General features: G+C 36.0%; 25 protein-coding genes. 20 read left to right on the top strand and 5 right to left on the bottom strand.

Annotated features, from left to right (window positions below; translation table 11 throughout):
• Window positions 1-45 precede the first annotated feature (45 nt).
• The 4 genes from BLS02_RS09990 (at window position 46) to BLS02_RS09975 (ending at window position 2,197) form a co-directional block, all read left to right on the top strand.
• The gene (locus BLS02_RS09990; protein WP_092492856.1) at window positions 46-750 is read left to right on the top strand and encodes a cytochrome c biogenesis CcdA family protein; all 705 of its coding nucleotides are present in this window, start codon (window positions 46-48) and stop codon (window positions 748-750) included.
• Between the two features lie 120 nt (window positions 751-870).
• Window positions 871-1,296, top strand: a complete 426-nt coding sequence (locus tag BLS02_RS09985) for a Na(+)/H(+) antiporter subunit B (protein WP_092492855.1) — start codon at window positions 871-873, stop codon at window positions 1,294-1,296.
• Window positions 1,297-1,319: 23 nt separating this feature from the next.
• The gene (locus BLS02_RS09980; protein ID WP_092492854.1) at window positions 1,320-1,697 is read left to right on the top strand and encodes a response regulator; all 378 of its coding nucleotides are present in this window, start codon (window positions 1,320-1,322) and stop codon (window positions 1,695-1,697) included.
• A gap of 23 nt (window positions 1,698-1,720) precedes the next feature.
• Window positions 1,721-2,197, top strand: coding sequence for a CcdC family protein (locus BLS02_RS09975; RefSeq protein ID WP_092492853.1), 477 nt, complete (start codon window positions 1,721-1,723; stop codon window positions 2,195-2,197).
• A gap of 75 nt (window positions 2,198-2,272) precedes the next feature.
• On the opposite strand, the gene BLS02_RS09970 is transcribed toward BLS02_RS09975, so the two are convergent.
• Entirely contained in the window at window positions 2,273-2,698 is a 426-nt protein-coding gene (locus tag BLS02_RS09970) for a DUF2621 family protein (RefSeq protein WP_092493239.1), read from the bottom strand.
• Between the two features lie 289 nt (window positions 2,699-2,987).
• On the opposite strand from BLS02_RS09970, the gene BLS02_RS09965 reads away from it, so the two are divergent.
• From BLS02_RS09965 to BLS02_RS09935, 7 genes are all read left to right on the top strand, one after another.
• A complete protein-coding gene (locus BLS02_RS09965; RefSeq protein WP_175559474.1) occupies window positions 2,988-4,121 on the top strand; it encodes an ATP-binding protein in 1,134 nt (377 codons plus the stop codon).
• A gap of 208 nt (window positions 4,122-4,329) precedes the next feature.
• Window positions 4,330-7,026 carry an aconitate hydratase AcnA gene (gene acnA / locus BLS02_RS09960; protein ID WP_092492852.1) on the top strand — a complete coding sequence of 899 codons (2,697 nt, stop codon included), beginning with the start codon at window positions 4,330-4,332 and terminating at the stop codon, window positions 7,024-7,026.
• Window positions 7,027-7,224: 198 nt separating this feature from the next.
• On the top strand, window positions 7,225-7,806 hold the full coding sequence (locus BLS02_RS09955; protein ID WP_092492851.1) for a TlpA family protein disulfide reductase: 582 nt from the start codon (window positions 7,225-7,227) through the stop codon (window positions 7,804-7,806).
• Window positions 7,807-8,007: an FbpB family small basic protein gene (locus BLS02_RS19325; RefSeq protein WP_342729147.1), complete on the top strand. Its 201-nt coding sequence runs from the start codon at window positions 7,807-7,809 to the stop codon at window positions 8,005-8,007.
• Window positions 8,008-8,188: 181 nt separating this feature from the next.
• Window positions 8,189-8,413, top strand: a complete 225-nt coding sequence (gene tlp / locus BLS02_RS09945; protein ID WP_092492850.1) for a small acid-soluble spore protein Tlp — start codon at window positions 8,189-8,191, stop codon at window positions 8,411-8,413.
• Between the two features lie 198 nt (window positions 8,414-8,611).
• Window positions 8,612-9,037 carry an acyl-CoA thioesterase gene (locus BLS02_RS09940; RefSeq protein WP_092492849.1) on the top strand — a complete coding sequence of 142 codons (426 nt, stop codon included), beginning with the start codon at window positions 8,612-8,614 and terminating at the stop codon, window positions 9,035-9,037.
• Window positions 9,037-9,336 (top strand): hypothetical protein, encoded by a 300-nt coding sequence (locus BLS02_RS09935; RefSeq protein WP_092492848.1) that lies wholly within the window; start codon window positions 9,037-9,039, stop codon window positions 9,334-9,336. The genes BLS02_RS09940 and BLS02_RS09935 overlap by 1 nt, the downstream gene beginning before the upstream one ends.
• 163 nt (window positions 9,337-9,499) lie before the next feature.
• Here the strand turns inward: BLS02_RS09935 and BLS02_RS09930 are convergent, their stop codons facing one another.
• The 4 genes from BLS02_RS09930 to plsY form a co-directional block, all read right to left on the bottom strand.
• On the bottom strand, window positions 9,500-9,784 hold the full coding sequence (locus tag BLS02_RS09930) for a HesB/YadR/YfhF family protein (RefSeq protein WP_092492847.1): 285 nt from the start codon (window positions 9,782-9,784) through the stop codon (window positions 9,500-9,502).
• 31 nt (window positions 9,785-9,815) lie between these two features.
• Window positions 9,816-10,037, bottom strand: a complete 222-nt coding sequence (gene yidD, locus BLS02_RS09925; protein WP_092492846.1) for a membrane protein insertion efficiency factor YidD — start codon at window positions 10,035-10,037, stop codon at window positions 9,816-9,818.
• Between the two features lie 4 nt (window positions 10,038-10,041).
• Window positions 10,042-10,983 (bottom strand): GTP cyclohydrolase FolE2, encoded by a 942-nt coding sequence (gene folE2 / locus BLS02_RS09920; protein WP_092492845.1) that lies wholly within the window; start codon window positions 10,981-10,983, stop codon window positions 10,042-10,044.
• 82 nt (window positions 10,984-11,065) lie between these two features.
• A complete protein-coding gene (gene plsY / locus BLS02_RS09915) occupies window positions 11,066-11,647 on the bottom strand; it encodes a glycerol-3-phosphate 1-O-acyltransferase PlsY (RefSeq protein ID WP_092492844.1) in 582 nt (193 codons plus the stop codon).
• A 171-nt stretch (window positions 11,648-11,818) separates the two neighbouring features.
• Between plsY and BLS02_RS09910 the strand changes: the two genes are divergently transcribed.
• From BLS02_RS09910 to BLS02_RS09870, 9 genes are all read left to right on the top strand, one after another.
• Window positions 11,819-12,883: an ABC transporter ATP-binding protein gene (locus BLS02_RS09910; RefSeq protein ID WP_092492843.1), complete on the top strand. Its 1,065-nt coding sequence runs from the start codon at window positions 11,819-11,821 to the stop codon at window positions 12,881-12,883.
• Complete coding sequence (locus tag BLS02_RS09905; protein WP_092492842.1) at window positions 12,883-14,409, top strand: ABC transporter permease/substrate-binding protein; 1,527 nt, start codon at window positions 12,883-12,885, stop codon at window positions 14,407-14,409. Before BLS02_RS09910 ends, BLS02_RS09905 begins: the two co-directional genes overlap by 1 nt.
• A 14-nt stretch (window positions 14,410-14,423) precedes the next feature.
• On the top strand, window positions 14,424-14,837 hold the full coding sequence (locus BLS02_RS09900; protein ID WP_092492841.1) for a CoA-binding protein: 414 nt from the start codon (window positions 14,424-14,426) through the stop codon (window positions 14,835-14,837).
• A gap of 204 nt (window positions 14,838-15,041) precedes the next feature.
• Window positions 15,042-16,994 (top strand): DNA topoisomerase IV subunit B, encoded by a 1,953-nt coding sequence (gene parE, locus BLS02_RS09895; RefSeq protein WP_092492840.1) that lies wholly within the window; start codon window positions 15,042-15,044, stop codon window positions 16,992-16,994.
• Between the two features lie 383 nt (window positions 16,995-17,377).
• On the top strand, window positions 17,378-19,828 hold the full coding sequence (gene parC, locus BLS02_RS09890) for a DNA topoisomerase IV subunit A (protein WP_092492839.1): 2,451 nt from the start codon (window positions 17,378-17,380) through the stop codon (window positions 19,826-19,828).
• Between the two features lie 541 nt (window positions 19,829-20,369).
• Complete coding sequence (locus BLS02_RS09885) at window positions 20,370-21,017, top strand: TetR/AcrR family transcriptional regulator (RefSeq protein ID WP_092492838.1); 648 nt, start codon at window positions 20,370-20,372, stop codon at window positions 21,015-21,017.
• 78 nt (window positions 21,018-21,095) lie between these two features.
• Window positions 21,096-22,238 carry an acyl-CoA dehydrogenase family protein gene (locus tag BLS02_RS09880; RefSeq protein ID WP_092492837.1) on the top strand — a complete coding sequence of 381 codons (1,143 nt, stop codon included), beginning with the start codon at window positions 21,096-21,098 and terminating at the stop codon, window positions 22,236-22,238.
• 25 nt (window positions 22,239-22,263) lie between these two features.
• Entirely contained in the window at window positions 22,264-23,898 is a 1,635-nt protein-coding gene (locus BLS02_RS09875; RefSeq protein WP_092492836.1) for an AMP-binding protein, read from the top strand.
• A 10-nt stretch (window positions 23,899-23,908) separates the two neighbouring features.
• Window positions 23,909-25,264 (top strand): acetyl-CoA carboxylase biotin carboxylase subunit, encoded by a 1,356-nt coding sequence (locus BLS02_RS09870; RefSeq protein WP_092492835.1) that lies wholly within the window; start codon window positions 23,909-23,911, stop codon window positions 25,262-25,264.
• Window positions 25,265-25,272: the final 8 nt, after the last annotated feature.

Below are 25,272 nucleotides of genomic sequence, written 5' to 3'. Positions count from 1 at the left end.
AAGTTCTGTTAAAATGTATGCAGTATTCTAATTAGGAGGATTACCATGTCAGAAATAAATATATTCCTAGCGTTTGGAGCGGGATTCTTATCATTTATCTCTCCCTGCGTATTACCTTTGTATCCAGCTTTTCTATCTTACATAACAGGTATGAGTGTAAATGAGATTAAAGAAGACAACAAGATGCTTAATAGAAAAAGTTTATTACATACGATCTTCTTTTTACTTGGCTTCTCTGGTATTTTCATAATACTTGGTTTTTCCACCTCATTTGTATCAGAATTTTTAACAACGTACAAAGTTATTATAAGGCAAATTGGAGCTATCTTAATTATCTTTTTTGGCCTTGTTATTGTAGATATCTTTAATTTTCAATTCCTTATGAAGGATCGGAAAATCACTTTTAAGAACCGACCAGCCGGTTTTTTTGGTTCATTTCTTATTGGTATGGCCTTTTCGTTAGGATGGACACCATGTATGGGTCCTATTTTAGCGATCGTAATATCACTTGCAGCCACCCAGCCTGACCTTGGTATGATCATGATGATAAGTTATATACTTGGTTTTTCATTGCCATTTATAATTCTTTCATTTTTTATTGGCAAATTAGGATGGATTAAGCGTCATAGTGTGAAAATAGTTAAAGTTGGGGGCTACATTATGATTTTTATGGGTATCGCCTTATTCTTTAACTGGATGACAAAATTGACAGCATTTTTAGCTGGTTGGTTTGGGTTTCAGGGTTTTTAGGTAAAGTGAGTAGATTTTTTGAAAGTTTTATATTACACTTTAATAAGATGAACTGTTAAGTAAATATAAGAAAGTATCCACCAATATTCTTTATATTCAATTAAAAGGGGTATTAAATATATGTATAGACCAAATGATCTCATCTTGCGCACCACGACATCATTAATAGTTTTTATTCTATTAGGATTCTCCATGTATTTACTTCTAGTTGGTCATAATGCACCTGGTGGTGGATTTGTTGGTGGACTAATGACTGCATCAGCAATAGTACTGATGTATATGTCTTATGGATTAGAGGCACTTGAGAAAATCCTGCCTGTAAATTATCGAATTTTGATACCCAGTGGCTTATTACTTGCTGTTGGAACTGGTATCGGATCTTTCTTTTTTAATGAAACTTTTCTATCACATACATATGGTTACTTCCACTTTCCTATTTTTGGTAAAATAGAGCTTGCCACTGCAATGTTATTTGACATCGGAGTATATATAACTGTATTAGGAGTAACAATTACGATCATTCTATCAGTAGCGAATGATCGATAACGATTATTGGGGGTAATAATCTAATGGCAAGAATACTTATAGTTGATGATGCGAATTTTATGCGGGTTACTTTAGAAACAATTGTTAAAGAAGACAAACATGAGGTTATCGGCGGGGCAGAAAATGGTGAAGAGGCTATTAAACTGTACAAGGAAATGAAGCCAGATTTAGTTACAATGGATATTACAATGCCAGTTATGAATGGAATAGATGCCATTAAAGAAATTATGGAATATGATTCTGAAGCTAAAATCGTCGTATGTTCCGCTATGGGACAACAAAAAGTCGTAGTAGAAGCGATTGAAATTGGTGCTAAAGATTTTATTGTTAAGCCGTTTGATGAAAATCGGGTATTAGATACAATAAGCAGGGTTCTACATGAATTCGAACATATAAGCTAGTTAATAAGAAAGAGTGATACTTCATGTTTTGGTTAATAGCAAGTACAGTTGTTGCATGTTTTATGGCTGTTACGATGATATTTATACGGTTAAAGGCATCAAAACAGCCAGCTTCTGTGAAAAAGATTATCTTACCACCATTATTCATGAGTACTGGGGCATTGATGTTTATTTTTCCTGAATTTCAAGTTAATTGGGCGCAGGTTATTGAAGCATTCTCTGTTGGAGTTATTTTTTCTGTTTTTCTTATTAAAACATCCAAATTTGAAATCAGGGATCAAGATATTTATCTAATACCGTCAAAATCATTTATTTTTATTTTGTTTGGACTATTGTTTGCCCGAATAATTATGAAGCTTGCAATAGGTGCTACAATATCCTTTGGTGAGACCAGTGGAATGTTCTTCTTACTTGCATTTGGTATGATTGTGACATGGAGAATTGCTATGCTTTATAAGTTCAAAAAGCTGGAAAAACAGATTGTATACTCAGGAACTTAAAATCTAAAAACGCGTTTATACTTTAAGTATAAACGCGTTTTTTTATGCAGTTAAGAAAGTTAACTGCTAAGTTTCCTATTCAAATAAATACTCATACGGTGTAATATCTATATTCTTTTGTTGCATCTTTTTTCTTAAAAACTTATGATCTCGTTTTGGTGTGGCTAAAATATAACCTTCTATAAGTACATCCTGGCTGATCTTCTTTCTTTTTTTCTGTAATGCAATTTCTCCGATTTTACTGGCGATTTTTTGCCGTGCAATGTCCCTGAATAATTCAGGAACAGGGGATACAAGGTCTTCTAATAATTTTTTCTCTTCACTTTCCCACATATGACTTGTTTTTTCCATATAGTATTCTTCCCAATCCATGTTCGACTTGCCGTCTTCTTTTGGTAATCGCTTTAAAAACTTGCGAAACATAAAAAAGCCGCCAATACCCATTAAACATATTAGTAAAAAGCCCCACAATACAATTAAATAATCAACAATTACTGACATAATATCACCTGATTCTTTATTAGATAAGAAATCCATTTCCTCTATTTACAAGATATTCCATAAGAAACATTTATTTTTATCGTTATTTATAGTAACATGACAATAATTAGGTATATCACATTTTCCTTTTAAAAGAAATTTTTACAATCTACGTTAATTATACTATAATTTTATACAATTATAAAAGGATGAAATCATTCATATGTCTATCATATTTTAGTTTAATTTGTCATATTTATTAGTGTATAAAATTAATTTGTATAAAATTCCATAATAAGGAGTGAATGCCTTGGAGAATAAAGATAGTAACCAACAGGTAGAAAATAACAAAAATAAACAAAATCCCACCACTACTCCTGATCCTCAAGGTTTCTTTAATAATATTGCAGCGTTACCACCTTCTATACTTGAATGGATAGATAAAAACACAAATGGATTTATAGCTATATGGGATAAAAACGGAAGAATTATCTACATATCTAAATCAGTTGAACAATTGCTAGGTTATAAGGTAACAGATTTGCTTGGTACACAGTGGTATGAAAAAGTTTCTAATGAAGATGTAACATACATAAAAAATCATTTTGACACAAATCAGGACTCATCCCAACTTTTTAATATAATGATCCAAAACATTTATGGAAAAAATATATGGACTGAGAATTTGGTTTCTCAAATAAAAGATTCAAATGATAACATTTATTATGCTGCTGCAGTAAAAGATATTACTGATAAAAAAGAAGCAGAAGAAATGATGATTCGCTCGGAAAAGATGTCAGTTGCTGGTCAACTCGCTGCCGGTATCGCCCACGAGGTTCGAAATCCTTTGACTTCGTTAAAGGGGTTTCTGCAGCTTCTGCAGGCTGGAGTGAATAGAAAAGAAGAATATTATAAGATCATGATTGATGAAATTGAGAAAATGGAAACTATCACCTCAGAACTACTTTTCATATCAAAACCCCTAACGGATAACAAGCAAATTGAAAAAGTACAAGAAATGGTTGTAGATGTTATTACGCTTTTACGACCCCAGGCCAAGCTCAAGAATATCGATATTCTCTTTGAACAAACGGGCAGTCAGACTGTTTATTGTGATCGTTCGCAAATAAAACAAGTACTAATAAATATCGTTAAAAATGCTATAGAAGCAATGGAAGAACCAGGTAATATCCAATTAAATGTTTTAACAAGTGAAGATAGTATTCTGTTGGATGTAATTGACGGAGGGCCTGGTATACCTGAAGAAATTATACATAAATTAAAAGAACCTTTTTTCACTACGAAGCAATCTGGTACAGGACTCGGGTTAATGATTACAACACAAATTCTTGAGAGGCATGATGGCAAGCTAGAGATACTGCAAAATGAGAATAAAGGAAGTACTTTTAGAATTATTTTACCAAAACAAATAGAAGCAAAGTAATTTGAAATTATAACTATTATTCCAATTATATTTATTGTAGTATAAGTATTTATTATCACTTTTAATAATTTATTAATATATGGCATCGGGTAATAAACATTTGTTTTATATAATAATTTCATATAAGATATATTAGTAGAATAATATTTTTGTCAAAATCCCTTGAAGGATATGACAATTAAGGATGACAGAAAGGGGTATATCTTATATGGGAATTGATGCAAAAAAGCAGTTTGATTTGAATGGTAAAACGTATAATTACTATCAATTAAAAGCACTTGAAGATGCAGGACTCGGAAAAGTATCACGTCTGCCATTTTCGATACGGGTTCTTTTGGAATCACTTATTCGCCAAAGAGATGGTCATGTTATCAAAGATGATCACATCGAAGGGCTATCAAAATGGGGAACTAAGGATGGGGAAGGTGTAGATGTTCCTTTCAAACCATCACGTGTAATCCTCCAGGACTTTACTGGTGTTCCAGCAGTTGTTGACCTTGCTTCACTACGTAAGGCGATGGTGGACTTGGGTGGAGAGCCAAATAAAATTAATCCGGAGGTACCAGTTGATTTAGTTATTGATCACTCAGTACAAGTGGACCAATACGGTACACCGGGCGCACTTAAAGCAAATATGGATCTTGAATTTGAACGTAATGGTGAACGTTATGAATTTTTGCATTGGGCACAAAAGGCATTTGAAAATTATCGTGCTGTTCCACCAGCAACAGGTATCGTACACCAAGTAAACCTTGAGTACATTGCAAATGTTGTTCATGGCTTAGAAAATGATGATGGATCGTATGAAGCGTTTCCTGATACATTATTTGGTACAGACTCTCATACAACCATGATTAATGGTTTGGGAGTCCTTGGCTGGGGGGTAGGTGGTATTGAAGCAGAAGCAGGTATGCTTGGCCAGCCATCTTATTTTCCAGCTCCAGAAGTAATTGGTGTTAAATTTACTGGGAGCTTTCCACAAGGAACAACTGCTACTGACCTAGCGTTAAAGGTTACACAGGTTCTGCGTGAGAAGAAAGTAGTTGGAAAATTTGTAGAATACTTTGGACCTGGTCTAAAAGATATGCCACTTGCTGATCGTGCAACAATCTCAAACATGGCTCCTGAATACGGCGCAACATGCGGTTTCTTCCCAGTAGATGAAGAATCGTTAAGTTATATGAGACTAACAGGACGAAGTGAAGAACATATCGACTTAGTTGAAAAGTACAGTAAAGAAAATGATCTTTGGTATTCATCAGATCAAGAGGATCCTGAGTATTCTGAACTAGTGGAAATTAATTTATCTGAGTTGGAACCAAATCTTTCCGGACCAAAACGTCCTCAGGATTTAATTTCTTTGTCCAATATGAAAAAAGAGTTTAATAAAGCAATTACAGCACCAGAAGGTAACCAAGGTTTTGGTATGGACAAATCTGAGTTTGATAAAGAGGCAATTGTTAAGCATACTAACGATAAAGAGTCTGTTATGAAAACAGGTGCACTTGCTATTGCTGCAATTACATCGTGTACAAACACTTCTAATCCATATGTAATGTTAGGTGCAGGACTATTGGCGAAAAAAGCTGTCGAAAAAGGTTTAACTGTGCCTGAATATGTGAAGACATCACTTGCGCCTGGCTCTAAAGTTGTTACGCGTTACTTAGAGGATTCAGGTTTAAATGAATATCTTGATAACTTAGGATTTAACTTAGTAGGTTATGGTTGCACAACTTGTATTGGTAACTCAGGACCGCTTCGTCCGGAAATCGAGGAAGCTATCTCGAAAAGTGATCTGACTGTTTCTTCGGTACTATCAGGTAACCGTAACTTTGAAGGACGTATCCATCCACTTGTGAAAGCAAACTATTTAGCATCTCCTCCATTAGTTGTTGCATATGCACTCGCAGGAACTGTTGATGTTGATTTAACAAAAGAGGCACTTGGAACAGATGCAGACGGTGAGCCAATCTACTTAGCTGATATATGGCCATCAATGGAAGAAATCAAAGACACTGTAGAAAGTGTTGTAAAACCTGAAATTTTCCGTAAAGAATATGAAAACGTATTTAATTCAAATGAAAAATGGAATCAAATCCAAACAACTGATGAGCCTTTATTCGAATGGGATAATGATTCAACGTACATTCAAAATCCACCATTCTTTGAAGGCCTAACTAAAGAAAAAGGGGCAGTGGAGCCATTAAACAAACTTCGAGCTATTGGTAAGTTTGGAGACTCTGTTACTACTGACCACATTTCACCAGCTGGTGCTATTGCAAAAGATATGCCAGCAGGAAAGTATCTGCAAGAAAAAGATGTATCACCAAGAAACTTTAACTCCTATGGTTCACGTCGTGGTAACCATGAAGTAATGATGCGTGGTACGTTTGCTAATATTCGTATACGTAACCTATTGGCACAAGGAACTGAAGGTGGTTACACAACCTATTGGCCAACTGAAGAAATTATGCCGATTTATGATGCTGCAATGAAATATCAGGAAAACGGTACAGATTTACTAGTAATAGGTGGCAAAGATTACGGTATGGGATCTTCACGTGATTGGGCTGCAAAAGGTACAGATTTACTTGGTATTAAAACTGTTATTGCAGAAAGTTTCGAGCGAATTCACCGTTCAAACCTTGTAATGATGGGTGTACTTCCATTACAGTTTGAAGCAGGTGAAAGTGCTGATAAACTAGGCTTAACTGGTAGAGAAACATTTGATGTGAAAATTGATGAGAACGTAAAACCTCATGATCTTGTTAAGGTTACAGCAGTTGCTGAAGATGGCAAGACTACTGAATTTAATGTAATTGCTCGTTTTGACAGTGATGTTGAAATTGATTATTACCGTCATGGTGGTATTCTTCAAATGGTCTTACGTAACAAACTAAAATAAAATTTTAAGAGCCAATGTATCGGACTAACGATACATTGGCTCTTTTACATTGATAGGAAATTAATAAGAAATTTAGAAATCAGTATAAACCAAGTTTTCTGATATGAAGTATTTATGAACAATATTCCAATATGCTTTACATATACATAAAATAGCAATACGATATGAGTATTGAAGGATATAGGCAGGGGATTCATAATGATAAAACAATTACTTGGAATAGCAGTATTAGTCACACTTAGTATCATTGTTATTTTTAGCTTTGTTGATGATAATACGAAAGAATCAAGTGGTTCAGGTACAACTGAGAGCAATGCTGAAGGAGCTGGTATTAAAGCTCCCGGACAGACTGGGATTAAACCTGGAAAAATGGCTCCAGATTTTGAACTGCAGACACTTTCAGGTGACACGTTCAAACTATCTGATTTACGCGGGAAGAAAGTTATTTTAAATTTTTGGGCATCATGGTGTAACCCATGTAAAAAAGAAATGCCTGAAATGCAAAAGTTTTATGAAGAACACAAAGATGAAGTAGAAGTTGTTGCTGTGAATCTTACAGGGAATGAAGTTGGTGTTGATGCAGCCAAAGAATATATTAAGAAACATAACTATACTTACCCAGTCCCTTTAGATAAGAAAATGGATGCCAGTGAAAAATATGGTGTTACTATCATCCCGACAACCTATTTTATTGGAACGGATGGCAAGATTCAACAGCCTCATAAATCTGGTCCGATGACATATGAGTATATGACTAAAATGTTAGACAAGTTAAAATAAATTATATATTTACTAAGAAATGGTAATACTACTTGTAAAAAGGAGTGGATTACTATTTCACTGAAGAAAAGACTCTCTTTTGATGAGCTGGTAAAAGAAAATAGAAGGCAGATTTTAGAAGACCGAACACGTTTAGAAGAAATTGAGGAAGGTTTTGAAATGAAGCACCGTTTGCTTAACAAAAAGAAAACGGAACAATAATGGCATTGGTCTCCTTAAATTAAGTGGTTCGGTTTTGGAGAAGCAATCAATAAGTTGAGCATTAAATTGTAACCCAATTTGATGCTCTTTTTAATATTGTATAATATCCGGTTTAAAGTAAAAATTAAGAAAAGATCACCGTAAAAGGTGGGATATAATTTTAATAAAAAGGAGTAGTCGAATGACTGATAAACATAACAACAAACCGAAACCTGATGATCGCAGTGATAACGTGGAAAAACTCCAGCACATGGTGCAGGATACACTCGAGAATATGGAAGAAGCCGATGAAACAATGGAATTTTCATCTGGTAAAGAAAAAGAAAATATAAAAGCAAAAAACGAACGGCGAGAACAAGCTGTTGAAGGAATGCGACAGGAAATCAGCGACGAATCAAGGTCATGATCAGATAAACCTCAAGCCATGAAATGGTTTGAGGTTTTCTATGGCCGTTAGGTAAAAACGCTTTCTTCTGCATAAGTGACACGCCATGCCATAAGGACTTGGCGATAAGTCAAGTTTCTAACTAAGCAAAGTATCCTATTTAAACATAGATTTGTGATAAAATGTTGGATGTAATGGTAATGAAAGGGTGGATATTTGTTGAATAAAGTACGTACACCAATAGAAGTAAGGTATCAGGAAACAGACCAAATGGGGGTTGTCTATCATGCAAACTATTTGGTTTGGTTTGAAATCGGTCGTACAAAGTTTATAAAAAACTTAGGGTTGTTATATTCAGATATCGAAGAACAAAATATTGTATCCCCGGTTGTAGACGCGCAAATCTCATTTAAAAAACCAATTCGTTATGGGGAAGATACTGCAGTAGAAACCTGGGTTGAAACATATGATGGAATTCGTACTGTTTATGCTTATAACATTATAAATCAAGATGGTGATATTGCTGTTAGCGGGACAACCAAACATGTTATTGTACATAAAGATACATTTCGTCCGATATCTTTAAGAAAAGCATTCCCTGAGTGGCATCAAGCATATATGAAACAAATAAATGGGGAATCCTAATGGCTTTCGGTTTAGCTAGAAAAGACCTAATAGAATGGAAATCAGAAGTAAGTAGTGGCCGCATTGCTTTTTTAACACATTACTGGATGGATGAACGATTTCCGGGATGCTATACTGTCACAAAAGTTGGCTGTAGCGATTTAGATAAATTAATTGCTTGGGGAAAGTTATACAATCTTCAGCCTAATTGGATTCATATGGACGAAAAATATCCCCATTTCGACTTATTTGGTGAGAAGCAAAAATCGATACTAACGAGTGAGAAGCAATGGAGTCATCTTAGAAAATTTAACTTATAACAATAACTAAAGAGAGTGACCCAAAAGTAATTTCTCAAAATCTAAAGCCCCACTAGTGTAAGTAAAATCAGTGTTAAACAAGTAACCCCGTACCATTCTTATAGCGGTACGGGGTTATTTATTTGGATTTTGTTAACTCAAATTATCCTTTTGAGTCGGTCTCTTACAAGTATTTAAATTCAGGTTCTTGTGCTTGTTTATTTAATTCTATTTTTAAATCTTTATCATCAAAATACCAAGCATCTTTACTCTCAATAAAAAACTTTATTCCTTCTGCATTGCATGAAGTGTGCACATCTTTTGGAGTGTCATAGCTAACCCCTAATGAGAATCCTGGTATAAACCCACCAAACCCATATCGGACATAAAATCGTAATTGTGTTTGATGATCTATTTCGAATTCCTTTTTATACCACTTTGCAGCTTCGTTAGTTATTTGTATATTCAATCCTTTCAACTCCTTGAAGAATTACGGATTACTATTCTTTCTTATCTGGTACTACATCAACCCCACCTGGGTGAAAAGGATGGCATTTACTTATACGCTTAATAGTTAAATAGCCTCCTTTAATAACACCAAACCTTTTAAAGGCTAACAATCCATATTCTGAGCATGTTGGAAGAAATCTGCAGGTTGGTGGCTTAAATGGGCTAATGGCTTTTTGATAAAATTTTATTAAACCAATGAAGATGTACTTCATATAGCTAGCCTTCATTCATTTCGTTTTGCAGTTTATCATATGTCACTGATGCTATGGCATCATGCATATGGATAGATTCTTCATTGCGACATTTTACGCTGAACTTGGTGACAAAAGGCATTTCATATATATCAGCTGCAACCAAGCGCACCATATCTTCCACAAACCGTGGATTCTCGTATGCCTGCTCAGTAACCATTTTTTCATCGGGTCGCTTTAATACCGGATGCAGTCTGGAGCTTGCATTGCTTTCAGCTGCTTCTAGTAATGTTTCTTTCCAATCTAATAATCTTTCGTCAAAGTCATCAGCTAGTGATACAGTCATTTTAACAAGTCCACGTTGGTTGTGCGCACTATACTCACTTATTTCCTTGGAACAAGGACAGAGTGTTGTAATAAGTGATGCCAGTGAAGCTTGTATAGTATAGCCTTTAACGTCATCATATTTCACGTTGAGCGTAATGTCAGCGTGGTTCATTCCTGGGAGATTCGATTGTGGTCCCTTTCTTTCATAGAACCAGGGAAAACTGACCTCAACTTCAGCGTCCGATTGCTTTAAACGATCTGCTAAATCTTTCGTAAATGTCTTAAGTGTCAAAAGGTCAACTGTAAATCCCTTTTGATAATATGATTGAAGCTGTTCAGTGAACCGGCTCATATTTGTACCTTTACTTGCTTTATCTATACTTGAAGAAAATTTAAATGTTCCAATTGTAGTTTGTTCATTTGGTACTAAACTGCTCTTAACAGTAATAGGATGTTTAACATTCTCAATACCTACTTCATCGAGGTCAAATAAGAAGTCTTTTTTTGTATTCTGTAAATCTGCCATTTCTTTTTTTTCACTAGGCTTCGTTCTTGGGCCGGGCTGCACAGAACCAAATAGTTTATGTCGTTGAATTTTGTTCGGTAACTGCTTTTTTGGGAATGATTTTATTTTATCCATATCGGTGACCCCTTTCTAAACTTACATAACCACAGTATACTTAAGCAAAAATTAATATTCAATTTTTTGGCTTAATGGTGGTCTACATCCATTTAATTTTTGGTTCTGTTTTATTCTTAATTCGTTTAATATTTTCACTGTGACGGTAAAATACAAAAGCAGCCAAACCAACAGTAACAATAATAAGACCTATATCTTGTAAAATAATGGAGATAACGACTGCGACGATTCCTGTTATCATTGAAGATAGTGAAACATACTTGGAAACATATAATGTTAAGATGAAAGATGTAACTATAATTGCAAATAAGAGAGGATTGATACCTAATAAAATTCCTCCGGATGTTGCAACTGCTTTACCTCCTTTAAACTTAGCGAATAAGGGATAAGTGTGTCCTAAAACTGCAAATAACCCGATTGCTAACCGGTACACTTCGACATCGAAGAATAGTGGGACAAGTGTCGCAGCCGTCCCTTTTAAAATGTCTGCTATCGTAACAATGATTCCAGCTTTTATTCCTAGGATTCGAAATGTATTTGTTGCACCCAGGTTGCCGCTTCCATGCTCTCGGATATCAATTTTGTAGCCAAGCTTACCAACAATAAGCCCTGATGGGATGGAACCCAATAAATACGCAATAATTGCAAATACTATATATTCCACACTCTTACCTTCCTTCCTGTAAAAATTAAGCTATATATTATTTTACCATGAAGTAGTTATTCAAAGAACCTTTAATGAACTAAATTAGTTCGGTATAATGTTTATAAGTAAGTAGTTAGGGGTAAAAGTTATTGCTATAAAACTAAAATCAATGTGTAAAGGAAGAGGTCTGTGATTGAATTTAAAAATGTGAAAAAAGTATACCCAGATGGTACCAAGGCTATAAAAGACTTCTCATTGAAAGTAAATGAAGGAGAGTTGGTAACTTTAATAGGACCAAGCGGGTGTGGGAAAACGACAACTATGAAGATGATCAATCGACTTATTGAACCGACAGCAGGTAATATATACATAAATGAAAAAAATATTAACGATTACAATATTCATGAGCTGCGATGGAACATTGGATATGTGCTTCAGGAAATTGCCTTGTTTCCACATTTGACAATTGAGGAAAATATAGCTGTTGTTCCCGAAATGAAAAGATGGAAAAGAAAAAAAATTCAGGAAAGAAATAAAGAATTGCTTAATATGGTTGGACTTGACCCGTCCACATACCAGAGAAGAATGCCTAATGAACTTTCTGGTGGCGAACAGCAGCGGATTGGTGTTATCCGTGCGTTAGCTGCTGATCCTGATATTATTTTAATGGATGAGCCCTTTAGTGCGCTTGATCCAATCAGTCGTGAACAATTACAAAGTGATATCAGAAAACTGCAAAAGGAAATTAAAAAGACAATCGTTTTTGTCACGCATGATATTGATGAGGCTATGGCTCTTGGGGATAAAGTATGTCTTATGAAAAATGGTGGAATTGTACAGGTAGACACGCCACAGCAACTTATTTTAAGACCAGCAACTCAATATGTGAAAGACTTTATTGGTGAAAGAAAGTCCCCATGGCAAACTGCTATTGATGTTATAGCAGATCAATCCCTATCGATTGTCATATCAAAAAATGAGTTTGAAGAAAATAATTTTCCAAGTCGAGGGTTGTTAATTGTAAAGGATGAAAATGATATGTTTGTTGGGGCTGTGGAGGATGGCCAAGAGCGATCTGTTCAATATCTAGATAATGATATGCCGCTTTATAAAGCAGCAGAGATTTTAGAAACTAGTGACCAACTTGTGTTCCCTGTACTAAAAGAAGGCAAGTTAGTTGCTACACTTAGCTATAAGGATATTGTTTCATTTCTAAAAAGCAAAACTAAAATGGAAAACGGGGTGATCCACTAATGCAGGAATTTATCTCCGTTTTTCAAAGAAGACAGGATATATTACTAGAGACAATTTGGGAACACTTACAAATCTCACTAATGTCATTAATAATTGCAATAATTATTGCCGTCCCATTAGGGCTGATTCTGACTAGGTACAAACGCGTGGCAGAACCAATAATTGGTGTATCTGCTGTTATGCAGACGATACCAAGTTTAGCTGTTCTGGCATTTTTGATCCCTTTCTTTGGTATTGGAACAACCCCTGCAATCATTGCCTTAACAGCATACGGTTTACTGCCAATTTTACGAAACACATATACGGGTATTAAAGAAGTGAATCCAGCTTTAAAAGAGGCTGCAACTGGTATGGGTATGAACTCATTAAAACGATTAACAAAAGTAGAACTTCCAATTGCTATGCCTGTTATAATGGCTGGTGTTCGCACATCAATGGTACTAATTGTTGGCACAACCACTATTGCTGCATTAATTGGGGCTGGTGGGTTAGGAGAACTTATCCTATTGGGTATTGATCGAGGAGCAGATTTAAACCTCATATTATTAGGTGCAATTCCTGCTGCGTTATTGGCAATCGCCCTTGATTTTATATTGCGAGGCTTTGAACGTGTCTCTAAGCGAACAGGCTTTAAATCTTTTATTGCAATGTTAATTATAGCTGTATTAGTTGTTGCATCACCCTTATTGTTTACTTCAGCCAAGAAGGCTGATTTAACTATTGGAGCAAAACTTGGTTCAGAACCAGCAATATTGATAAATATGTACAAACTTCTTATTGAAGAAGAGACTGATTTAAATGTTAAACTTAAGCCAGGATTAGGCAAAACGTCATTTGTATTTAGTGCTTTAGAAAATGGCAGTATAGATATATACCCTGAATTTACTGGAACAGCTATCGTAACTCACTTGGAACAAAAAGCGAATAGTAATAAAAAACATGAAGTTTATGAGCAAGCAAGACTTGGAATGATGGAAGAGTTCGGTATGGTTATGCTGGAACCTATGAAGTTTAATAACACATACGCTGTTGCAACAACAAAAGAGATTGCTAATAAGCATAACCTAAAATCGATTGGTGATTTGAATAAAATAGAGAATGATATAACTGCTGGTTTCACACTAGAATTTAAAGACCGTTACGATGGGTATGTTGGAATGCAGGAAATTTATAACTTGGATATCGCAAATGTGAAAACAATGGAACCAGGAATTCGTCAGGATGCATTATCGAATGGTGAAGTTGATGTTATTGACGCTTACGCAACGAGCAGTTATATGATAGAGCAAGATTTGGTGACGCTGGACGATCCAGAAAATTTATTTCCGCCGTATCAGGGTGCACCTCTGTTACGTCAGGACACACTTGAGAAATATCCCAATCTAGAAAAAATATTAAATCAACTCGGTGGTAAAATAACCGATGATCAAATGCGTCAGATGAACTACCAGGTTGATTATGAAGATAAACCACCAGAAACTGTTGCTCGTGAGTATTTAGAGGAGCAAGGTTTAATTGATAAATAGAGGAGGTATAACACGTGGAATGGGAAAATCCGACTAATGATAAAATTAAGGATGTTTTGGACTCGGCAAAAATTATAGCAGTCGTGGGTCTCTCCGATAATCCTGATAGAACATCTTATCAAATTTCAAAAATAATGCAGGATAAAGGTTATAAAATTATTCCGGTTAATCCTAAAGTTGATAATGTGCTCGGTGAAAAAGCCTATAATTCTTTATCTGATGTAAAAGAGTCGATTGATATTATTAATGTGTTCAGGCGATCAGAATTTTTGCCTGCAATTGCAGAAGAGGCTGCAAATACAGACTGCAAAGTGTTCTGGGCGCAGCAAGGTCTCAGTAGCCAGGAAGCATATGATTATTTAACAGAACGGGACTTTATGGTTATAATGGATATGTGCATAAAGGTAGCACATTCCATTCTCGTTTAAGAAGATTGATATGAGAATGGCCTTGATTGGTCATTCTTTTTTTGCGCTCTACTTAAATTATAGTATACTTATTATCGTATCTTAAGTTAGTATAGTTTTATATAGTTGCTATTAAAGAAGTAATTTTACATTTACAAACGTTTGTTCTAATATAAAAATATTAACAATAACAATTTTATAGTTCGGAGAGGAGTCTACAGCTGAATGGTAAAGCAATCATTACAATACACAGATGATTCAATTCAAGTACTAGAAGGTCTTGAGGCTGTAAGAAAAAGACCTGGAATGTATATAGGCAGTACGGATCAACGCGGATTACATCACCTGGTTTTTGAGATAGTCGATAATGCTGTCGATGAAGCATTAGCAGGTTATGGTAATGTGATTAAAGTGACAGTACATAAGGATAACAGCATATCTGTCGAAGATAATGGCAGAGGGATTCCAACAGGTATGCACAATACAGGGAAACCAACGACAGAAGTTATCTTCACAGTATTGCACGCTGGAGGTAAGTTCGGACAAGGTGGCTACAAAACCAGTGGTGGCTTGCATGGTGTTGGGGCTTCCGTTGTAAATGCGCTTTCTGAATGGTTAGAAGTAACCATTTTTCGAGATGGACAAAAATATATTCAGCGCTTTGAGAATGGTGGTAAGCCGGCCGGTTCACTGGAGAAAAAAGGTACAACAAAAAAGAAAGGTACTATTATTCACTTTAAGCCCGATCCTAGCATTTTTTCCGTAACTGTTTATAATTTTGAAACAATAACGGAACGCTTACGCGAAGCAGCATTTCTTTTAAAGGGATTGAAGATTGAGCTATCAGATGAGCGGTACCAAGTAAAAGAAGAATATCAGTTTCCAGATGGACTTGAATCTTTTGTTTCTTATCTGAACGAAGAGAAGGATACACTTCATCCTGTTGTATCATTTGAAGGGGAACAGCAGAGAATTGAGGTTGATTTTGCATTTCAATTCAATGATGGTTTTGCAGAAAGTATGCTATCTTTTGTGAATCATGTACGAACGCAAGATGGCGGAACTCATGAATCCGGTGCACGAACAGGGATTACACGAATATTTAATGATTATGCCAGAAAGAATGCACTCCTTAAGGAGAAAGACAAAAATTTAGAAGGTACAGATATTCGTGAAGGTTTTACAGCTATTGTATCCGTGCGAATACCTGAAGAAAAACTACAATTTGAAGGTCAGACAAAAGGAAAACTTGGAACATCAGAAGCACGTTCAGCAGTTGATTCAGTTGTCTCTGAAAAATTATCCTACTTTTTAGAAGAAAACCCTGACGTTGCGAGCATGTTAGTTCGAAAGGCTGTTAAAGCAAAAGAAGCACGTGAAGCAGCCAGAAAAGCAAGGGAAGATGCAAGGTCTGGAAAAAAGAAAAAACGTAAAGATTCATTATTAAGTGGAAAGCTTACTCCTGCTCAATCCAGAAATCCAAAACAGAATGAGCTTTATTTAGTGGAGGGTGATTCTGCTGGGGGATCTGCAAAGCAAGGCAGGGACCGCAAATTCCAAGCAGTACTACCATTACGTGGTAAAGTTATTAATACAGAAAAGGCAAAACTAGAGGATGTATTTAAGAACGAAGAAATTTCTACAATTATCCATACTATCGGAGCTGGTGTTGGAGGAGATTTCGACTTAGAGGATGTTCAATACGATAAGATTATAATTATGACAGATGCCGATACAGATGGCGCACATATTCAGGTACTGCTATTGACCTTCTTTTACCGATATATGCGTTCTTTAGTTGAAGCAGGAAAGATTTTTATCGCTTTACCACCACTTTATAAAATCTCTAAAGGTAAAGGTAAAAAAGAAAAGACTGTTTATGCCTGGGATGATGATGAAATGAAAGAAGCCATAAAGGAATTTAAGAATGGCTATATAATTCAGCGATATAAAGGTCTGGGTGAAATGAATGCGGACCAGTTATGGGAAACGACGATGAACCCAGAGAGCAGAACTTTCATTCGTGTAACGATTGAAGATTTAGCTCGTGCCGAAAGAAGAGTTACTACATTAATGGGTGATAAAGTTGATCCACGAAGAAAATGGATCGAGGGTAATGTCCAATTCGGTATGGCAGAAGACGCTAGTATTTTAGAGAACGATAAAATTCATACTTAATATAAATCTGAAAGGTTGTTTTCTAAAAGTTTGTTGTTTTTGACACAAAAATCTATAAACTGCGACGTAATGCGGAAAAATTCTTGAGCGATGATCACCGCTCCGGAAATACACTTCGCGCACCTCAGGGCTCGCGCCAAGTCTCCTCACCAATTCATTCTTCACTGGCTTGTGAGGTCTTGGACTGTATCGCTGTCCCGCAGGAGTCTTCTTGTATTTCCTGGCTATCGTGGGTCTGAGCGGAAATCAGTATTGTTGCAGTGTCTTAGTTTATATCATCCGCAAGGGTTCAAGAGCAATATATATGAAGAAGAGCCTTACAAAAAAAGATTACTGAAAGATATACAGACAATTTTGACAGAGATTAACAAGGGGGGATTGGTTTGTCACAACCTGAAAAATATTTAGACCTTCCACTCGAGGAAGTAATTGGTGATAGATTTGGAAGGTATAGTAAATATATAATTCAAGATCGTGCACTACCAGACGCGCGTGATGGTTTAAAACCTGTTCAGCGCAGAATATTATATGCAATGTACGAAGAGAAAAATACACATGATAAAAATTTTCGTAAGGCTGCCAAAACGGTTGGTACAGTAATCGGGAATTATCATCCACATGGTGACTCTTCCGTTTATGAAGCAATGGTTCGCTTAAGCCAGCAGTGGAAAGTTAGAAATGATTTAGTTGAAATGCATGGTAATAACGGTAGCATCGATGGTGATCCACCAGCAGCGATGCGTTATACAGAGGCAAGACTTTCCAGTATTGCTTCAGAGCTTCTCCGTGATATTGGCAAGGAAACAGTCGATTTTATACCAAACTTTGATGACACGATTTCAGAGCCTGTTGTATTACCAGCCAAGTTTCCGAATTTACTTGTAAATGGATCTACTGGAATTTCCTCAGGTTATGCAACAGATATACCACCTCACAACCTATCAGAGGTTATTGATGCAGTTATTATGAAAATTGATAAACCGACTGCTACTTTAGAAGATTTAATGTCATCTATAAAAGGACCAGACTTTCCAACCGGTGGCATTATACAAGGTATTGATGGAATCAAAAAAGCTTACGAAACAGGGAAAGGTAAAGTCGTTGTTCGCGGGAGAGCAAAAGTCGAGGATGTTCGCGGTAACCGCCAGCAGATTGTAATTGACGAAATTCCTTTTGAGGTTAATAAAGCTAATATGGTTAAAAAGATGGATGAATTACGAATTGATCGAAAAGTGGAAGGCATAGCTGAAGTACGTGATGAGACTGATCGTACGGGACTACGTGTAGTTATTGAATTGAAAAAAGATGCTAATAGTCAAGGTGTTTTAAATTATTTATATAAAAATACAGACTTACAGGTAACGTATCATTTCAACATGGTAGCAATTCAGGACAAGACTCCTAAGTTGTTATCACTGCCTCAGATTCTGGACGCATATATTGCACATCAAAAAGAAGTAGTAACAAGACAGACTATTTTTGATTTGAAAAAAGCAAATGATCGTGCACATATAGTTGAGGGCTTAATCAAAGCAATATCGATTCTAGACAAACTTATCGCAACAATTCGTGCATCAAAAGATAAATCAGATGCAAAAAAACGTATAATATCAGCATATGACTTTTCGGAGGCACAAGCTGAAGCAATTGTTATGCTGCAATTGTATCGTTTAACAAATACTGATATAACGTCTCTTGAAAAGGAAGCGGAAGAACTACGGAAGGCAATCGAAGAACTGGAGTCAATACTCGCCAGTGATAAGAAACTCTTCCAAACAATCAAGAAGGACCTAAAACAGTTAAAGAAATCATTTGCCGATAGCAGGAAAACAGTTATTGAAGATAAAATTGAAGAATTGACCTTTAATATTGAAGTAACTGTTGCAAGTGAAGATGTTTTAGTATCAACTACGAGGGATGGTTATGTAAAACGGACAAGTATCCGTTCGTATGGCGCCTCAAATGGAGAAGACTTTGCAATGAAGGAAGAAGATTACCTAGTTGGTTTAACTGAACTAAACACAACAGATAACTTACTTCTATTTACAAATAAAGGGAAGTACATTTATATTCCTGTACATGCCTTACCTGATATCAGATGGAAAGATCTTGGACAGCATATTTCTAATATCGTGAGCATTGACAAAGATGAACGCATTATTCAGGGTGTACCTGTACGCGAATTTAACGATGAAAATTATCTTGTTTTCTTCACTAAGAATGGTATGGTAAAACGAAGTGAATTGGCATTATATAATGCTCAGCGGCACTCAAAAGCGCTTATAGCTCTAAATCTTAAAGGTGATGATGAAGTAATTAATGTATTTCAGACAGATGGGAATTCTGACGTATTTGTTGCTTCAAATAAAGGTTTTGGTTTATGGTATCATGAGTCAGAGATATCTGTAGTTGGCCAGCGTGCAGCAGGCGTTAAAGCAATTAAGCTAAAAGAAAATGAGTATGTTGTAAATGGTCAAGTATTCGATGATTTGTCAGAGCCATCGATTGTTGTCGTAACACAACGTGGTGCCTGTAAACGAATGAAGCTTCGTGAGTTTGAGAAATCCAGTCGTGCTAAACGAGGATTAATCATGCTTCGTGAATTAAAAAGTAAACCACATCGTGTAAAAGGATTATTTATAGTCGATGAAAATGATACGATATGTTTTAGAACTGCTAAAGGCAATACACATAGCTTATACCCGTTAGAGTTATCCACAAGTGATCGCTACAGTAATGGGTCATTCGTTATAGACAGTGATAATGAAGGTGAAGTAAGTGAAGTCTGGAAGGAAGCTATTTACAGTAAACCATTTGATGAATCAGCCGAATAATTTATGAGAAAGGCTTGGGTTTCTACAAGCCTTTTTTCATTCTAATAGCTGTTGTTAAACTAAACACCACTTGTTTTCAGATAATTAGTGGACACAGGAGCTGCTATTTCGGGTTAAAGGGATATGCGGACACATGTGCCCTTATTTAACATATATCCAAGTGAAATAGGGGTAATTCTAGCAAATAAGGTATCTGGTGTCCGCTTAAACCTAATATTGCTTGTTTTCCGTTAAATATGGCCCCTCATGTCCATTAAAGTACTTATAGGCAATGCTTTGTTATCGGCCGTTATTGGTTAGATTGGTTTTTAAATTAATTTAAGTGAATCTATCAATTTTTTAACTAGTAATTTTTTATGTTTGATTACATTTTCTTCCTCGGTAAAAGCATCTCATTTTTCTAATAACTTATTGGTAATACTAGTTATTAAATCCTATGATGCGCAGCCATTTTGGCCTGCTTGAAACCGCCTTCTGTTTCTAAATCATTCTAATTCCCCTTTCTATATTCAGAAAAATATGATAAGGTAAAATTAAATTTATGGAAGGAGGGTTTATAACGGATTTAAGAAATAAAATAATCCAAGAAGCATTATTAATGTTTGAAAAACATGGCTATCACGGTGTTACAGTTAATCAAATCGTGGAAAACGTAGGGACCTCCAAAGGTGGATTCTATCATCACTTTACATCAAAAGATGAATTATTATTTGTTATTCACGATACATTCATAACCTATGTTTTGGAAAAAGCTACAATTGCGAATGAAACGTATAAGTCACCAACGAAAAAGCTGCAAGCAATAATAAAGGATTTTGTTAAAGTATTCGATCTTTATAAACCACACATCTCTGTTTTCTATCAGGAGAATATTTACTTAAAACCAGAATATGAAATACTTATTAAGAAAAAACGTGATCAGTTTAAACAGATAATTTTAAGAGCCATAAGGGAAGGTAAGGCATGCGGCGAATTTCGCAAGGATTTACCTGTAGAAATTACCGGAATGGCGATACTCGGAATGGTGAATTGGGCATATAAGTGGTATAAACAATCAGGTCCAAAATCGATTGATGAAATTGGCGATATATTCGTTGATTTAATCTTACATGCAGTATTAACTGTCGAATCTTTATCGGAAAGTAAATACGTAGATCAATTAATTGAAAAGCCTTTTTTTACCAATTAAAAGAAACCGCTTTCTTTTTTTATTGAAGCGAACAGACCAACCAGTCGGTCTTGTTCTTATAATAATAGGAGGTTTGACATGAATTTTGAATTAACAAAAGAACAAATGATGATCAAGAAAATGGTTCAGGATTTCGCTGATAATGTAATAAGACCTAGGGCAGTCGAAATTGATAAACAAGCTAAATTCCCAGAAGATATATTTAAACAAATGGGTGAGCTTGGATTAATGGGGATACCATTTCCTGAACAATATGGCGGTTCAGATGGGGACACGTTATCTTATGCACTAGCTGTTGAAGAAATTGGTAAAGTATGTGGAAGCACTGGACTAAGTTATGCAGCAACAGTTTCGTTAGGTGCAAGTCCTATTTATTATTTTGGAACAGAAGAACAAAAAGAGAAATATTTAACGCCAATTACACAGGGAAAAACACTTGCAGCCTTTGGATTAACGGAACCAAACGCTGGTTCTGATGCCGGTGGAACTAAGACTACTGCGGTTGCAGATGGCGATGATTTTGTAATTAACGGTGAGAAATGTTTTATTACTAATGCTAACTATTCAAATACAATAACCGTTACAGCTGTTACTGGTAAAGATGACAGAGGTAAAAATATTATCAGTGCAATAATTGTACCGACGAATACTGAAGGTGTAACAATAAATAGTAACTATGACAAAATGGGGGTACGTGGTTCAGATACAGCTGAAATTGTATTGGATAATGTACGTGTACCACAGAAAAATTTACTGGGAGATCCCGATAAAGGGTTTAAGCAGTTTTTGCACACCTTAGATGGTGGACGAATTTCAATAGCCGCACTAGGCTTAGGAATTGCTCAAGCATCTTTAAATAAGGCTCTGGAGTATGCCAAAGAAAGAACACAGTTCGGTAAATCAATTTCCAGTTTTCAGGCAATACAATTTAAGCTTGCTGACATGGCAATGGAAACTGAACTGGCTCGGAATATGGTTCACAAGGCCGCATGGCTGAAGGATAATAATAAGCCATTCTCGAAGGAAGCAGCATATGCAAAACTTTATGCTACCGAGACAGCATTCAAAAACGCAAACCAGGCAATACAAATTCATGGTGGATATGGCTATATGCGCGAATATGAAGTTGAAAGATATTTGCGTGATGCAAAATTATTGGAAATCGGGGAAGGAACATCTGAGATACAACGTATGGTAATTGCTAGACAGTTAGGATGCTGATAATACCTATGAGGGGAGAAAATTCATGTCTTTACTAAACTTAACAGTTGGAGAGCTATTGGAAAAGCAAGTGAATTTATATCCAGATCAAGAAGCAGTTGTCTACCCGGAACTAAATTTAAGAAAAACATATAAAGAATTTAATGAAATCGCCAATAAAGCTGCAAAAGGCTTGATGTCACTAGGAATTGAAAAAGGGGAAAACGTAGCTATTTGGTCCGATAATAAACCGGAATGGATCACCAGCCAATTTGCTACAGGAAAAATGGGTGCGGTTCTTGTTACAGTCAATACAAGCTATCAGGCGAAAGAGCTTGAATATCTATTAAAACAATCTGAATCAACAACACTTATTTTAGCAGAATCATATAAAGGAACATCTTATGTCGACGTGTTGAAGCAGGTATGCCCTGAGTTTGAGGATGCAAAAAAGGGAGAGTTACATTCTGAGAATGTACCGTTTTTAAAAAATGTCGTTATAATCAGCGATGATAACTATTCCAATGCCTATACGTGGGACGAAATGATCGAAAATGGAAATCAAATTTCCGACGAAAAACTTGATGAACGAAAAAAGACCTTACACCATCATGATGTTATCAATATGCAATACACATCGGGTACAACTGGATTCCCAAAAGGCGTCATGCTGACCCACTCTAATATCGTTAATAACGGGAATCAAATTGCTGACTGTATGAAATTAACTAATAAAGACCGGCTATGTATTCCAGTTCCGTTTTTCCATTGCTTTGGGTGTGTGTTAGGCGTTCTGGCGGCCGTATCCAAGGGCACAACAATGGTAATCGTGGAGCAATTTGAAGCCGAAAAAGTTATGAAAGCTGTTTCAGATGAAAAATGCACCGGATTGCATGGAGTGCCAACTATGTTTATTGCAGAATTGAATCATCCTAATTTTTCAAAGTATGATTTTTCTCATTTACGTACAGGTATTATGGCGGGGTCAACATGCCCAATTGAAGTAATGAACGATGTAATGAATAAAATGGGTGCGAAAGAAATCACAATCGCTTATGGACAAACCGAATCATCACCTGTGATTACCCAAACAAAGACAGATGATCCTGCCGAACTTAAAGCGAGTACAGTAGGAAAGGTTCATCCAAATGTTGAGGTGAAAATTATAGTACCAGGTACAAATGATGAGCAGGTTCAAAGTGTTCCCGGTGAATTATGCACCAGAGGCTATCATGTGATGAAGGGGTATTATAATAATGAGGAAGCGACAAACAATGCAATCGATAGTGATGGCTGGTTACATACCGGTGATCTTGCTGTCATGGATGAAAATGGGTATTTGAAAATTACCGGCCGCATGAAAGATATGATTATACGTGGCGGTGAAAATATATATCCACGTGAAATTGAGGAATTTCTTTATCAGCATCCAGAAGTTCTTGATGTTCAGGTTGTTGGCATTCCAGATAAAAAATATGGTGAAGAGGTAATGGCATGGGTAATATTAAGAGATGGCGCGAAGGCAACTGAAGATGATATTAGAGCCTTTTGCGAAGGCAATATATCAAGGCATAAGATACCAAGGCACATAGCATTTGTAGATGAATATCCAATGACTGCGAGCGGTAAAATACAAAAATTTAAGCTAAAAGAATATGCAGTCGAACAAATTCGGCAATAGGAGAGAGCTTATGATAAAAAAAGTACTTATAGCAAATCGCGGGGAGATAGCAGCTCGTATTATTCGGACTTGCAAGAAGCTGGATATACAAACAGTAGCTGTTTACTCAGAAGCAGATCAAAAAGCACCTTTTGTGTCAATGGCTGATGATAGTTTTTTACTTGGACCTCCACGTGTTAATGAAAGTTACTTAAACATCGATAAAATAATTTCAATTGCAAAAGAATCAAAAGTTGATGCGATTCATCCAGGCTATGGATTTCTGAGCGAGAGTGGAGAATTTGCTGAGAAATCCCAACACGCAGGTATTCAGTTTATCGGACCAACAAGCAAAGTTATGGAAAAAATGGGCAGTAAGATTGAAGCAAGAAATGCCATGAAATGGGCAGGTGTCCCTGTTGTTCCAGGAACTGATGGCGCTATTGCATCTGCGGAAGATGGGATTGAAATTGCGAAAGATATCGGCTACCCAATCATGCTAAAGGCTTCTGCAGGCGGTGGTGGAATCGGCATGCAGGTTGTACAAACAGATGAAGAGCTTATGAAAGCATTTGAAAGTAATTCAAAACGTGCTCAAACATTTTTTGGTGATGGTGCTATGTTCTTAGAGAAGAAACTGGAGAATGCCAGACATATAGAAATACAGCTTCTAGCAGATAACCATGGAAATGTAATCCATTTATTTGAGAGAGAATGTTCCATTCAGCGCAGGAATCAGAAAGTAATAGAAGAAGCTCCTTCATCGTTTATATCTGACAGAACTCGTAAATTAATGGGGGAAGCTGCAGTAAAAGCGGCAAAGTCCTTAGGATATACCAATGCTGGTACAATTGAATTTTTAGTGGATGAAGAGGAGAACTTTTATTTTCTGGAAATGAATACGAGAATTCAGGTTGAACATCCAGTAACAGAAGAAATAACTGGCCAAGATATTGTTGAACACCAAATTGCGATAGCAAACGGAGAAGAACTCTCGATTAAACAATCCGATTTACAAATTGATGGTCACGCAATTGAAGTACGAATCTATGCAGAGGATCCAGTTACATTCTTTCCATCACCAGGACATATTTCCGTATTTCAGATGCCTGACGGGAAGTACTGTCGTAATGAGGTTGCCGTAGCAGAAAATTATGATGTAACTCCATATTATGATCCTATGATTGGAAAATTAATAGTGAAAGGATCAACTAGAGATGAAGCTATCTCATTATTAAAAGAAGCATTATTAACATACAAAGTAGAAGGTATAAAAACGAATATACCTATGTTGCTGGCTATTATTGATAATGAAGAATTTAAAAAAGGAAACACGACGACAGGGTTTGTCCAAGAATATTATTTACCACAAGTTAAGACAAAATAAGGAGGAAT

This window comes from Virgibacillus salinus, from assembly GCF_900102415.1.
Taxonomy (GTDB): domain Bacteria; phylum Bacillota; class Bacilli; order Bacillales; family Amphibacillaceae; genus Lentibacillus; species Lentibacillus subterraneus.
This window is presented reverse-complemented; position numbering and strand designations above follow the sequence as displayed.